Annotated in this window: 10 protein-coding genes; 5 read left to right on the forward strand and 5 right to left on the reverse strand. The window is 63.4% G+C overall.

From position 1 onward, the window contains the following. Positions 1 to 290 precede the first annotated feature (290 nt). The gene (locus ACUN9V_RS13215) at positions 291 to 1,946 is read left to right on the forward strand and encodes an OFA family MFS transporter (protein WP_445511723.1); all 1,656 of its coding nucleotides are present in this window, start codon (positions 291 to 293) and stop codon (positions 1,944 to 1,946) included. Between the two features lie 95 nt (positions 1,947 to 2,041). Here the strand turns inward: ACUN9V_RS13215 and ACUN9V_RS13220 are convergent, their stop codons facing one another. After that, complete coding sequence (locus tag ACUN9V_RS13220) at positions 2,042 to 3,142, reverse strand: substrate-binding domain-containing protein (RefSeq protein WP_445511724.1); 1,101 nt, start codon at positions 3,140 to 3,142, stop codon at positions 2,042 to 2,044. 166 nt (positions 3,143 to 3,308) lie between these two features. On the opposite strand from ACUN9V_RS13220, the gene ACUN9V_RS13225 reads away from it, so the two are divergent. Genes ACUN9V_RS13225 through ACUN9V_RS13240 form a run of 4 tightly spaced genes read left to right on the forward strand, consistent with a single transcriptional unit; the run spans position 3,309 to position 8,617 of the window. Continuing rightward, entirely contained in the window at positions 3,309 to 3,815 is a 507-nt protein-coding gene (locus tag ACUN9V_RS13225) for a formate dehydrogenase subunit gamma (protein ID WP_445511725.1), read from the forward strand. Next, on the forward strand, positions 3,815 to 5,371 hold the full coding sequence (locus ACUN9V_RS13230) for a formate dehydrogenase beta subunit (RefSeq protein ID WP_445511763.1): 1,557 nt from the start codon (positions 3,815 to 3,817) through the stop codon (positions 5,369 to 5,371). Before ACUN9V_RS13225 ends, ACUN9V_RS13230 begins: the two co-directional genes overlap by 1 nt. A gap of 2 nt (positions 5,372 to 5,373) precedes the next feature. Further along, positions 5,374 to 8,238, forward strand: coding sequence for a formate dehydrogenase subunit alpha (gene fdhF / locus ACUN9V_RS13235; protein ID WP_445511726.1), 2,865 nt, complete (start codon positions 5,374 to 5,376; stop codon positions 8,236 to 8,238). Positions 8,239 to 8,278: 40 nt separating this feature from the next. Continuing rightward, positions 8,279 to 8,617: a formate dehydrogenase subunit delta gene (locus ACUN9V_RS13240; protein WP_445511727.1), complete on the forward strand. Its 339-nt coding sequence runs from the start codon at positions 8,279 to 8,281 to the stop codon at positions 8,615 to 8,617. A gap of 15 nt (positions 8,618 to 8,632) precedes the next feature. On the opposite strand, the gene ACUN9V_RS13245 is transcribed toward ACUN9V_RS13240, so the two are convergent. From ACUN9V_RS13245 to grpE, 4 genes are all read right to left on the reverse strand, one after another. Further along, on the reverse strand, positions 8,633 to 9,286 hold the full coding sequence (locus tag ACUN9V_RS13245; protein ID WP_445511728.1) for a LysE family translocator: 654 nt from the start codon (positions 9,284 to 9,286) through the stop codon (positions 8,633 to 8,635). A 112-nt stretch (positions 9,287 to 9,398) separates the two neighbouring features. Then, positions 9,399 to 10,544 carry a molecular chaperone DnaJ gene (gene dnaJ, locus ACUN9V_RS13250; RefSeq protein ID WP_445511729.1) on the reverse strand — a complete coding sequence of 382 codons (1,146 nt, stop codon included), beginning with the start codon at positions 10,542 to 10,544 and terminating at the stop codon, positions 9,399 to 9,401. 98 nt (positions 10,545 to 10,642) lie between these two features. Further along, positions 10,643 to 12,580, reverse strand: coding sequence for a molecular chaperone DnaK (dnaK, locus tag ACUN9V_RS13255; RefSeq protein WP_445511730.1), 1,938 nt, complete (start codon positions 12,578 to 12,580; stop codon positions 10,643 to 10,645). Between the two features lie 152 nt (positions 12,581 to 12,732). Next, a complete protein-coding gene (grpE, locus tag ACUN9V_RS13260; RefSeq protein WP_445511731.1) occupies positions 12,733 to 13,365 on the reverse strand; it encodes a nucleotide exchange factor GrpE in 633 nt (210 codons plus the stop codon). Positions 13,366 to 13,378: the final 13 nt, after the last annotated feature.

Raw genomic sequence — 13,378 nt, forward strand, 5'->3', positions numbered from 1 at the left:
CTCGCTGGCGACGGCTGTCGCTGCAGCGACAGCCGATGTCGCACGTATGCACGTATGCACGTATGCACGTATGCACGGCGCAGCATAATGATTTCCGCTAGTTGTCATTTTCCCTCTCTGATTCGATCCTGCCGACTGTCTTGTGAATACAGCGATATCCAAGAATAAGAATTCGTGTTCATAAGTTCAGCGCTCAAGCCAGGCGCCGTCCCTGCCGATGTAGAGCACGCGGTGTCCTCTCGGTAGCACCGGCAGCGCCAACGACACGATAATCAAGAAGAGGGTTCAGGATGAGTGGGATCAATCAAGCCGTGCTGGAAACCGGCGGCGACAGCCAAGCGGGGTTTTTCTCCCGCGAGAGAACGGTTGCGGGGCCCAATTTCAACCGCTGGCTGGTACCGACGGCAGCGCTGGCGATCCATCTGTGTATCGGCATGGCCTACGGTTTCTCGGTGTTCTGGCTTCCCATGAGCCAGGAGATCGCCAACGCGCCCGCCAGCTGCACCAACCTCGGTCTGTTCCAGGCGCTGACCACGACGAGCTGTAACTGGAGCGTTCCTCAGGTCACCTATGTCTTCGGCATTTTCATTGCGATGCTCGGCGTCTCGGCGGCCATCTGGGGCGCCTGGCTCGAACATGCGGGGCCGCGCAAGGCAGGCTGCATCGCGGCATTGTGCTGGGGTGGCGGCCTGATCGTCGGCGGTCTGGGGGTCATGAATCACCAGCTGTGGATGGTCTATCTGGGCTGCGGCGTCCTCGGCGGTATCGGCCAGGGGCTGGGCTACATCACACCGGTCTCGACTCTGATCAAGTGGTTCCCGGACCGTCGTGGCATGGCTACCGGGTTTGCCATCATGGGTTACGGCGGCGGCGCCATGGTCGGCGCGCCGCTGGCCGTGCTGCTGATGAATCACTACTCGATCGATGGCGGCACCGGGGTCGCCATGACGCTGATCACCATGGGTGTGATCTATGCCATCGTCATGGCTTGCGGCGCGATCGGCTTCCGCGTGCCGCCCAACGGCTGGAAACCCTCCGGCTGGACGGCGCCGAAGAACGCCAAGACCAACACCATGATCACCCAGGGTCACGTCCACCTGAAGACGGCGTGGAAGACCAAGCAGTTCTGGCTGATCTGGGGCGTGCTGTTCCTCAACGTGACCGCCGGTATCGCGGTGATCTCGATGGCCAGCCCGATGCTGCAGGACGTCTTTGGCGGCGCCCTGGTCGGTCTCGAGGATAGCGCCGCTGCTCTCAACGAAGCGCAGCAGGCGGCGGTGGTCGCCGCGGCAGCCGGTCTGGTCGGCCTGATCAGCCTGTTCAACAGCGTCGGGCGTCTGTTCTGGGCATCGCTGTCGGACAAGATCGGGCGCAAGAACACCTACTTCTGCTTCTTCGTGATCGGCATCGTCACGTACTGTCTGTTGCCGATGTGGGGGCATCTGGGCATGGCCGGGCTGTTCGTGATCTCGATCTGCCTCATTCTCAGCATGTACGGCGGCGGCTTCGCCACGGTACCGGCTTACTTGGCCGACATTTTCGGTACCCAGATGGTCGGCGCGATTCACGGCCGCCTGCTCACCGCGTGGGCGGCGGCCGGCCTGGTCGGCCCGCTGATCATCGCGGCCATTCGCCAGACGCAGCTCGATGCCGGCGTGGAACCCAGTCTCGTTTATGACCGCACGCTCTACATCATGGCGGGCCTGCTGCTGTTGGGCCTGATCTGCAATCTGCTGATCAAGCCGGTCAAGCCGGAGCAGCAGATGGGCGAGGCGGAGCTGGCTCACGAGCGTTCGCTGCAGAAGGAAGACGGTGTCGCCGCCAATGCCGAGACCGCGGCACGCGGGCGCTTCGGTGTCGGCGGCGTTCTTGCCTGGCTCGGCGTGGGCATTCCGTTCCTGATCGGGCTCTACATCGCCCTGGCCAAGGCCGCGGCGCTGTTCTGATCCCGCCGCCATTCCACACTACGCCATCATGAACGACGGCCGGACGCTCCCAAGCGTCCGGCCGTCGCGTTGTTATTCGTCTCGTTGCCGAGTTTTCATGCGCCACCGGTCCGTCGATCCTCCGCCAGCAGTGCTTCGAACGATTCCACTTCACCGCAACGGTCCGACGCGTAGCCGCTCAGCGATTCGACTTCGGCCAGAAATGCCCGCGAGGCCATGAAGGCGAGCAACTGCTGCACGTTGTCCTGCTCGAGCCGATCCTCGTGGCAGATCAGCAGATAGTGCTCGGTGGAGAGCGGCAGAAACTCGAGGCCGAACTGCGCCGCCGCCGCCTCCAGACCAAAACCGACATCGGCCATGCCGGCCGCCACGTAGGCCGCCACCGCGGTATGGGTGAACTCTTCCTGCCCCGCGCCCGCAATCTGATCCTCGCCGATGCCGTGCTCCGTCAGCAGCAGATTGAACAGCACGCGTGTGCCCGAATGCTCGTCGCGATTGATGAAGCGGACGTCGGCCCGGGTGAGATCCGCCAGCGATTGAATCCGGTCTCGGTCCTCGCCACGCAGGATCAACCCCTGTCGGCGAGTGACGAATCGAATGACCTTGAGCTTCTGCCCTCGTTGACTCTGCCCCTCCAGCTGCGGCCGATAGACCTGCATCACCCGCTCGGCGAGCCGTGGACATGAAGGAACGTGGAAGCTGGCCAGGTCGCATTCGCCGCGGCCCAGGGCATTCAGCGCTTCCTGCGGATTGCAGTAGCGCAGATCGAGTTCGCCGGGACATTCCGGCAGTAGCGCCACCGCATAACCATGGCTGGCATGCAATCGCAGAACGGGGTGCGCGCCCTCGAGCAACTGCTGCAGCTGATGGTTTAGCTCGGAGGCCATGCTGTCGATCTGCGGCTCCAACCTTGCCCTGACCCGCTGCTCCGACCACAGCAGTTTCTCGCCCAGAGGCGATGGCCGGGTGCCATGCCCCTTGCGCATATCCGCCAGCGGCATGCCGAAGAACGCCTCCCCCCGGTTGAGGAGATTCCAGGCATGACGATAGGAGATGCCGGCGGCTTCCGCAGCGCGCGTCAGCTTGCCGGTCTCGCGCAGATTGGCGAGTAGCCGGAACAGCACCGGGTCGAGCAGTTCGCCGTCATCGCTGCGAAACAGCCACGCCGGCGTGATATTCAACTTTTTTCTAAGCATATTCGTTCATATTTCTCGCGCCCCGCGGGAGTGCTAGGTTGGCGTTTAGCGGCACTCAACATAAAACAGTTAAGAACAACGATTCCTATAAGACGATTGGCTGAGAGCTGGCGAGAGAGGTGGAGTCGCCGGACGAAATCCAACTGCTTGATGAGATGACCAGGCCATGCCACACGCCAGCCCGCAGACCGTCGGCGCCTGGACGCCAGCACAGATTCAGGACGTGATCGACGCCCATAAATCGATGCCGGGCGCCATGCTGCCCACGCTTCATGCCATCCAGGATCGCTTCGGACACATTCCCGAAGCGGCGATTCCGATCATTGCCGAGTCGCTGCGCCATACACGCGCCGACGTCCACGGCATCATCAGCTTCTACCACCATTTTCGGACACAGCTGCCAGGTCGCAGTGTGGTGCAGGTGTGTCGGGCGGAGGCGTGTCAGGCGCGCGGCTGTCGACAGCTGGAAAGCCACGTCAAAGCGGTACTGGGCGTGGATTACCACCACACCACGAGCGACGGCGAGATCACGCTGGAGCCGGTCTATTGCCTGGGCAACTGCGCCTGCGGGCCGACGATTCGGGTCAACGACGAGATTCACGGCCGCATGACCGCGGCCAAGTTCGATCGGCTGGCCGAAGAGCTCACGGCCACCGTGGTGGAGGTGAGATGATGACGACCACCGTCTATGTTCCTCGCGACACCACCGCGCTCGCGCTGGGCGCAGACGCCGTCGCGGCGCGTCTCGAGCGCGCCGCACGGCAGCGCTCGCTGGATCTAAGGATCGTGCGCAACGGCTCCCGCGGCCTGTGCTGGCTGGAGCCGCTGGTAGAAGTCGAGACACCCAAGGGCCGAGTCGCTTACGGGCCGGTCGAGCCCGAAGACGTCGAGGCGCTGATCGAAGCCGGCCTGTTCGAGGGACGCCAGAATCATCCGCTGGCGCTGGGGCTGACCGAGGAGATCCCCTATCTCCGTAACCAGCAGCGCCTGACGTTCTCGCGTATCGGCGTGACCGACCCGCTGTCGCTCGAGGGCTACACCACGCTGCGTGGCTTCGAAGGATTGAAGAAGGCACTCGCCCGCGATGCGCAGGGCATCGTCGACGAGGTCAAGTCCTCGGGGCTGCGCGGCCGCGGCGGGGCCGCCTTCCCCACCGCGATCAAATGGCAGACGGTGCATGACCAGCCCGAGGGGCAGAAGTACGTCGTCTGCAACGCCGACGAGGGTGACTCCGGTACCTTCGCCGACCGTCTGATTATGGAATGCGACCCCTATCTGCTGATCGAAGGCATGGCGATTGCCGGTCTCGCGGTGGGTGCCACCCAGGGCTACATCTATCTTCGCTCGGAGTACCCGCTGGCCCACGCCATCCTCGAGCAGGCGATCTCGCGGGCACGCACGGCGGGCTATCTGGGCGACGACATCCTCGCCAGCGGCAAGGACTTCCACCTTGAAGTCCGCCTCGGCGCCGGGGCCTATATCTGCGGCGAGGAGACCTCGCTGCTGGAGAGCCTCGAAGGCAAGCGCGGCCTGGTTCGCGCCAAGCCGCCGCTGCCGGCGATCGAGGGGCTGTTCGGCCGCCCTACCGTGGTCAACAACGTGCTCTCACTGGCCGCCGTTCCCTACATTCTCGACCACGGCGGCCAGGCCTACGCCGACTACGGCATGGGCAAGTCGCGCGGGACGCTGGCGGTGCAGCTGGCCGGCAACGTGGTGCGTGGCGGGCTGGTCGAACTGGCCTTCGGCGTCACCCTGCGCGAGCTGATGGAGAACTTCGGCGGCGGCACCCAGAGTGGCCGTCCGCTCAAGGCGGTGCAGGTCGGTGGCCCGCTCGGCGCCTATCTGCCCGAGAGCCAGTGGGATAGCCCCATCGATTACGAAGGCTTCACCGCGTTCGGCGGCGTCGTCGGCCATGGTGGCGTGGTGATGTTCGACGACAGCGTCGACATGGGCGATCAGGCGCGCTTTGCGATGGAGTTCTGCAGCGTCGAATCCTGCGGCAAGTGCACGCCGTGTCGAATCGGCGCCGTGCGTGGCGTGGAGGTGATCGACCGTATCCGCGCCGGCGAGCGGGCCGAGGAGAATCTCGTCCTGCTTGCCGATCTCTGCGACACCATGGTCGACGGCTCGCTCTGCGCCATGGGCGGGATGACACCATTCCCCGTCCAGAGCGTAATGAAGCACTTTCCCGATGATCTGATCCGGCCCCGGGCCGAAGGCGGGAGGTAGGCATGCTGCAACATTTCGATCCAAAACAGTTCGACCGTGACCTGGGAACGCCGGCAAGACTCTCGGAAACCCTGGTTCCGCTGACCATCGATGGCGTCGAGATCAGCGTGCCTGAAGGCACCTCGGTGCTGCGTGCCGCGGCGCTCGCCGGTATCACCATCCCCAAGCTGTGCGCGTCCGACAACCTCGAGGCCTTCGGCTCGTGTCGTCTCTGTGCGGTGGAGATCGAGGGCCGGCGCGGCTATCCGGCATCGTGCACCACGCCGGTTACCGAAGGCATGGCGGTGACGACCCAGAACGGCAAGCTCGCCAGGCTGCGGCGCAATGTCATGGAGCTCTACATCTCCGACCACCCGCTGGACTGCCTGACCTGCCCCGCCAACGGCGACTGCGAACTGCAGGACATGGCCGGTGCCGTGGGTCTGCGCGAGGTGCGCTACGGCTTCGACGGTGCCAACCATCTGGATGCCGAGATCGACGACTCCAACCCCTATTTCAGCTTCGATCCCAGCAAGTGCATCGTCTGCTCGCGCTGCGTGCGGGCCTGCGACGAGGTCCAGGGCACCTTCGCCCTGACCATCGAAGGCCGCGGCTTCGATTCCAAGGTCGCCGCCAGCCAGAACGAGCCGTTCATGGATTCGGAGTGCGTCTCCTGCGGCGCCTGCGTGCAGGCCTGCCCGACGTCGACGTTGATGGAGAAAAGCGTCATCGACCACGGCGTGCCCGAGCATAGCGTGGTGACCACCTGCGCCTACTGCGGGGTGGGCTGCTCGTTCGAGGCGCAGATGAAGGGCGACAAGCTGATACGCATGGTGCCCTACAAGGGTGGCGATGCGAATCACGGCCACTCCTGCGTCAAGGGGCGCTTCGCCTTCGGCTACGCCACTCACAAGGACCGCATCCGCGAGCCGATGATCCGCGATAGCATCGACCAACCGTGGCGCCCCGTCTCCTGGGAGGAGGCGATCGCCTTCGCCGCGCGACGCCTCCGGGAGACGCAGTCGACCTATGGCCGCGAGAGCATCGGCGGCATCACCTCGTCGCGCTGTACCAACGAAGAGACCTATCTGGTCCAGAAGCTGATCCGCGCCGCTTTCGGCAACAACAATACCGACACCTGCGCCCGGGTCTGCCACTCGCCTACCGGGTACGGCCTCAAGACCACGTTGGGCGAATCGGCCGGGACCCAGACCTTCGATTCGGTGATGAAGGCCGACACGATTCTGGTGATCGGCGCCAATCCCACCGATGCCCACCCGGTATTTGCCTCCCAGATGAAGCGCCGCCTGCGTCAGGGCGCCACGCTGATCGTCGCCGACCCGCGCCGGATCGACCTGCTCAAGACGCCCCATGGCGGCAGGAGCCTGCATCTGCCGCTCAAGCCCGGCACCAACGTGGCGCTGGTGAATTCGCTGGCCCACGTGGTGGTGACCGAGGGGCTGGAAGACGCCGACTTCATCGCGAAACGCTGCGACGGCGACGCCTACCAGCGCTGGCGCGAGTTCATTCAGGAAGCGCAACACTCACCGGAAGCTCTGGAGTCGGTCACCGGCGTGCCGGCCGTGCAGGTCCGCGAGGCCGCTCGCGTCTACGCCAGCGCCGCCAACGGCGCGATCTACTACGGCCTGGGGGTCACCGAACACAGTCAGGGCTCGACCATGGTCATGGGCATCGCCAATCTGGCGATGGCAACCGGCAACATCGGCCGCGAAGGCGTGGGGGTCAATCCGCTGCGCGGACAGAACAACGTCCAGGGCTCCTGTGACATGGGCTCGTTTCCCCACGAGCTGCCGGGCTACCAGCACGTCGCCGATCCCGCCGTGCGCGAGAAGTTCGAGGCCGTCTGGCACACCACGATCGACGACGAGCCGGGGCTGCGCATTCCCAACATGTTCGACGCGGCCATCGCCGGCACCTTCAAGGGGCTCTACGTCCAGGGCGAGGATATCGCCCAGTCCGATCCCAATACCCAGCATGTCGAAGCAGCCCTGACCGCGCTGGACTGCCTGATCGTGCAGGACATCTTCCTCAACGAGACCGCCAAGTACGCCCACGTGCTGCTCCCCGGTTCCACCTTCCTCGAGAAGAACGGCACCTTCACCAACGCCGAGCGGCGCATCAACCGCGTCCGCAAGGTGATGCCACCGGTCGCCGGCAAGGAGGACTGGGAAGTCACCCAGGACCTGGCCAACGCGATGGGCTATGCCATGCACTACACCCATCCCTCCGAGATCATGGACGAAATCGCCCAGCTGACACCCACCTTCACCGGCGTCAGCTATGCCCGGCTCGAAGCGCGAGGCAGCATCCAGTGGCCATGCAACGATGCCTTCCCCGACGGCACCCCGACCATGCACGCGCTCGACTTCCCCATCGGCAAGGGCAACTTCGCCATCACCGAATACGTGGCCACCGAGGAGCGCGCCAGCCGCCGCTATCCGCTGCTGCTGACGACCGGGCGCATTCTCAGCCAGTACAACGTCGGCGCCCAGACCCGACGCACCGACAACGTGGCCTGGCACGCCGAGGACGTGCTGGAAATTCACCCTTCGGATGCCGAGCTCCGCGGCCTGCGCGACGGCGACTGGCTGGGCATCAGCAGCCGGGTCGGGCGTACGGTGCTGCGCTGTCTCGTCAGCGATCGCATGGCGCCGGGCGTGGTCTATACCACCTTCCACCACCCAGGCAGCGGGGCCAACGTAATCACCACCGACAACTCCGACTGGGCCACCAACTGTCCCGAATACAAGGTAACGGCAGTGCAGGTGGAAAAGGTCTCTCAGCCGTCATCATGGCAGCAGCATTTCCAACGCTTCGACGAACGTCAGCAGCGTTACCTGGAATCCGCCGAGGCGGCGCTCAAATGAGTGTCGCCAGCCACTCTTTCGGCGCCTGGGAGAGCATGAGATGAGCGATTCGAGCAGAGGTGATTCGAACAGAGATGATTCGAACAGAGATGATTCGAACAAAGACGAGCCGGGCCATGGCGGACCCACGGCCCCGCTAATCAAGATGGTCAATCAGATCGGCGCCAACAATCTGCACCATGGTGACGACGCCCAGGCGGCCGAACTGGTCGCCACGCACCTCAAGAAATTCTGGGCGCGCAGCATGAAACGCCAGATCATCGATTACGCAGACACGGATGGCAGCGAACTGAGCCCGGTGTCGCGCCTTGCGGTCGCGCGGCTGCAGACAATGTCGACCACGGTCAAGAACTGGGAGGAGACCTCCGACGCGGGCTAGTCGGGATGTCTCCTTCTAGCGGCTAGCATGCAGCAGACCGTGAACACCCAAGCCGCCGAGCACGCCGCCACCCGCTCGTTGCAGCCAACGTGACGAGCGACCTTCCCCTTGCGTGATCCAGCGCCGCAATGGTGCTGCCAGTAACACCGTGACCACGTCAGCGGAAGAAAAAATCAGGTTGGTGGCAACGCCCAGGAAGAACAGCTGCCAGGTCATCGCCAAATCGGCTTCGGGCTGGACGAACTGTGGCAGGAAGGCAACGAAGAATAGTGCGGTCTTGGGATTAAGCACCTCGACCAAAAAGCTGTCGCGCAATACCCGCCGCGCCGAGGCACGCTCATCCAGCGCTGACGCTTCACCCAAACCCTGACGCCACAGGCGGATACCGGCCCAAACCAGATACGCACCACCGATTAGCTTCATCGCCACATAGGCCGGGGGCACCGCGGCAAATAGTGCCGCTAGTCCCAACGTTGCCGCGATGACGTGCACATAGCATCCAAGATGCACACCCAGTACCGCTTGCCAGCCCGCCCGGCGGCCCCGCCCTAATGTCTGTGCGGCGGTATAGAGCATGGCAGGACCGGGAAGATAGGCGAAGCCAAGCGCGGCGAGAGCAAAGGTCAGCAGGTCCATCACGTCGAGCGCTCCAAGTGTGAGAACCCTCAAGATATCGCGGGCTCATTCAAAACCGAAGCGCTTCGAAAACAAAAGCTCAATGAGAAAAAAGCCTCATCCGACGAATCGGATGAGGCTTTCGAGCTTCAGCCATACAGACTTCTTACGGCTTCATATCTTCGAAGAAGCGCTTCACGCCGTCGAACCAGCCCTCTTTCCGGGGCGAGTGGCGACTGGCGCTGCCCAGGCTGTCCTGGAACTTGCGCAACAGGTCTTTCTGCTCATCGCTCAAGTTGACCGGCGTTTCGGTCACCACCTTGCAGAGCAGATCGCCGGCCGGGCCGCCGCGCACGGGCTTGACGCCCTTGCCACGTAGCCGGAACAGCTTGCCGGTCTGGGTCTCGGGCGGGATCTTGAGCTTGACCCGACCTTCCAGCGTCGGCACTTCCAGCTCGCCACCCAGTGCGGCATCGACGAAGTTGATCGGCACTTCGCAGTGCAGGTGCCGACCGTCGCGTTCGAAGATCGGATGCGCCTTGATCTCGACCTGGACGTAAAGATCGCCCGCGGGGCCACCGTTGAGCCCGGATTCGCCCTCGGCATTGAGCCGAATGCGGTCGCCGGTATCGACACCCGCCGGGATCTTCACCGACAGCGTGCGCGTCTCGCGAACGCGGCCTTCGCCATGACACTTGCGGCACGGCACCTTGATGCTCTGGCCGCTGCCGTGACAGGTCGGGCAGGTCTGCTGCACGGCGAAGAAGCCCTGCTGCATCCGTACCTGGCCCTGGCCGTGACAGGTCGGGCAGGTTTCCTTGCTCGAGCCCGGCTCGGCGCCGGTGGCGTCGCAGTGCTCGCACTCGACGTGACGCGGCACGCGGATATCGACGGTGGTGCCGAATACCGCGTTCTCGAGATCGAGTTCGAGGTTGTAACGCAGATCACTGCCACGCTGCGGTGCGTTCGGATTACGCCGACCGCCGCCGCCCCCGAAAATATCGCCGAACACGTCGCCGAAGATATCGCTGAAGCCGCCCGCTCCGGCACCGCCGAAACCGCCGCCACCGAAGCCGCCGCCCTGACCATCGACGCCGGCATGACCGAACTGATCGTAGGCCGCACGTTTCTGGTCATCGGAAAGCACTTCGTAGGCGTCGGAGACCTCGCGAAACTTCTCCGCCGCCTGCTGATCTTCCGGATTGCGGTCCGGATGGTATTTCTGCGCCAGCCGACGGTAGGCTTTCTTGATGTCCTTGCCGTCGGCGTCTCTATCGACGCCCAATACTTCGTAATAGTCACGTTGGGACATTACTGAGTCCGCCTCCGTATCGGCGCCGTGCAAACAGCAGCGCGGGAGTCATGTTGGCTCCCGCGCTCCTGCCGATCACACGGCGTCAGACGTCGTGTTTATTGCTTTTTCTGATCGTCGTTGACTTCTTCGAACTCGGCGTCAACCACGTCATCCTCTTTCTTGCCGCTGGTCTGGGCGTCGTCGGCCGGCTGGCCTTCTGCGTCGGCGCCTTCGCCCTGCTCGGCATACATCTTCTGCGCCAGGTTGCCGGAAGCTTCGGTCAAGGCATCCAGTTTGGCCTGAATGGCATCCTTGTCATCGCCCTTGAGCGCTTCCTCGAGTTCGCTGATCGCGGTCTCGATCTTGCTCTTCTCGTCGGCGTCGACCTTGTCACCGGCTTCTTCGAGCGTCTTGCGCGAAGCGTGGATCATGCCATCGGCCTGGTTGCGCAGCTGGACCAGTTCCTCGAACTTCTTGTCCTCGGCCTCGTGGGCTTCGGCATCCTTGACCATCTGGTCGATCTCGTCGTCGGAGAGACCGCTGGAGGACTTGATCACGATCGACTGTTCCTTGCCGGTCGCCTTGTCCTTGGCCGTGATGTGGAGGATACCGTTGGCATCCAGATCGAAAGCCACTTCGATCTGCGGCACGCCACGCGGCGCCGGCGGAATGTCGGCCAGATCGAAACGACCCAGCGACTTGTTCTGACCTGCCTGCTTACGCTCACCCTGCAGCGCGTGAATGGTCACGGCCGTCTGGTTGTCGTCGGCGGTCGAGAAGGTCTGGGTCTTCTTGGTCGGGATGGTGGTGTTTTTCTCGATCAGCGGGGTCATGACACCACCCAGCGTCTCGATACCCAGCGTCAGCGGTGTCACGTCGAGCAGCAGCACGTCCTTGACGTCACCTCCGAGCACGCCACCCTGAATCGCGGCGCCCATGGCCACGGCTTCGTCCGGGTTGACGTCCTTGCGCGCTTCCTTGCCGAAGAACTCGGCAACCTTGCTCTGGACCATCGGCATGCGCGTCTGGCCGCCGACCAGGATGACGTCCTGAATCTCGCTGTTGGAGAGACCGGCATCCTGCATCGCGGTCTTGCACGGACCGAGCGAACGAGCCACCAGGTCTTCGACCAGCGATTCGAGCTTGGCGCGCGTCACCTTGATGGCCAGGTGCTTGGGACCGGTGTTGTCCGCCGTGATGTACGGCAGGTTGACTTCGGTCTGCTGCGCGGAAGAGAGCTCGATCTTGGCTTTCTCGGCGGCTTCCTTCAGGCGCTGCATGGCGAGGCTGTCGCCGGACAGATCGATGCCTGAATCGCTTTTGAACTGCTGAACGAGATAGTCGATCAGCTTGAGATCGAAATCTTCGCCCCCCAGGAAGGTGTCGCCGTTGGTGGCGAGCACTTCGAACTGCTTCTCGCCATCGACGTCGGCGACTTCGATGATCGAGATATCGAACGTACCGCCACCCAGATCGTAGACCGCGATAGTGCGATCACCGGTGGAACGATCCATGCCGTAGGCCAGTGCGGCTGCGGTCGGCTCGTTGATGATGCGCTTGACCTCGAGACCGGCGATGCGGCCCGCGTCCTTGGTGGCCTGGCGCTGAGAATCGTTGAAGTAGGCCGGCACGGTGATGACCGCTTCGGTCACTTCTTCGCCGAGATAGTCTTCGGCGGTCTTCTTCATCTTCTTCAGCACTTCGGCGCTGACCTGCGGCGGCGCCAGCTTGTTGTCGTTGACCTTGACCCAGGCGTCGCCGTTGTCGGCTTCGACGATCTCGTAAGGCACCATCTTGATGTCTTTCTGAACGACGTCGTCCTTGAACTTGCGACCGACCAGACGCTTGATGGCGTAAAGCGTGTTGTGCGGGTTGGTGACCGCCTGACGCTTGGCCGCCTGACCGACCAGCGTTTCGCCGTCGTCGGTGTAAGCGATGATGGAAGGCGTCGTGCGGCCGCCTTCGGCGTTTTCGATCACTCGGGTCTTGTCACCATCCAGTACGGCAACACAGGAGTTGGTCGTACCCAGGTCAATGCCAATGATGCGTCCCATAATTCCTCACCTCTAACTATTCGTTGACGACTCAATTCGTTTTGATGACGGCGCTTGCTGCGCGTTTGACTGCTATGTGGGGGCTGGTCGGCGCCTTTCAAGTCCCGTCGACGATTCAAACGCATCGCCGGGCACACTCGCCCCCCTAGCCGCTAGTTCGCCGCCTTGCTGACCACGACCATGGCCGGACGCACCAGGCGGCCGTTCAGGGTGTAGCCTTTCTGCATCACATCCATCACGGTGTTGGGCTCCAGCTCGGGGTTGGGCACCATGGTCATCGCTTCGTGAAACTGCGGATCGAAAGGCTCACCCTGCGGATCGATCTGCTCGACACCGAATTTGCTCAGCGCATCGAGCTGCATCTTGAGGGTCATCGACACGCCTTCTCGGTGCGTGTTGTCGACCTCCTGCATGCTTTCCAGGCCTTTCTCCAGGCTGTCGACGACCGGAAGCAGCTCCTTGACGAACTTTTCGAGCGCAAACTTCTTGGCCTTGTCGGCGTCTTGCTCGGCGCGGCGGCGTGCGTTCTGCGCATCGGCGGCGGCCCGCATCGACTGGTCCTTGGCCTCCGCCAGCTCCTGCTCGAGCTCCTCGACCCGGGCAGCCAGAACCTCGGCTTCGGGATTGGCCTCGCCTTCCGTGTCGCCCGCCTCGTGTTCTATCGATTCCGCGAACTGCTCCAGATCGCCATCCAATGCGTCGTTGGTGGACTGATGCTGGGGTTCAGCGTCGCGCTCGGCGCGCTCGAGTTCTTCGTCTACGGGGTTCTGCGGATCTCTAGCCATGAATCTCTCCTGG

It is taken from the genome of Salinicola sp. V024 (assembly GCF_052645315.1).

Coding starts and splice junctions, on each gene's coding strand:
- grpE (WP_445511731.1), bottom strand. CDS start 13,365: ATGGCTAGAGATCCGCAGAACCCCGTAGACGAAGAACTCGAGCGCGCC.
- ACUN9V_RS13240 (WP_445511727.1), top strand. CDS start 8,279: ATGAGCGATTCGAGCAGAGGTGATTCGAACAGAGATGATTCGAACAGA.
- dnaJ (WP_445511729.1), bottom strand. CDS start 10,544: ATGTCCCAACGTGACTATTACGAAGTATTGGGCGTCGATAGAGACGCC.
- ACUN9V_RS13225 (WP_445511725.1), top strand. CDS start 3,309: ATGCCACACGCCAGCCCGCAGACCGTCGGCGCCTGGACGCCAGCACAG.
- fdhF (WP_445511726.1), top strand. CDS start 5,374: ATGCTGCAACATTTCGATCCAAAACAGTTCGACCGTGACCTGGGAACG.
- dnaK (WP_445511730.1), bottom strand. CDS start 12,580: ATGGGACGCATCATTGGCATTGACCTGGGTACGACCAACTCCTGTGTT.
- ACUN9V_RS13230 (WP_445511763.1), top strand. CDS start 3,815: ATGACGACCACCGTCTATGTTCCTCGCGACACCACCGCGCTCGCGCTG.
- ACUN9V_RS13215 (WP_445511723.1), top strand. CDS start 291: ATGAGTGGGATCAATCAAGCCGTGCTGGAAACCGGCGGCGACAGCCAA.
- ACUN9V_RS13220 (WP_445511724.1), bottom strand. CDS start 3,142: ATGCTTAGAAAAAAGTTGAATATCACGCCGGCGTGGCTGTTTCGCAGC.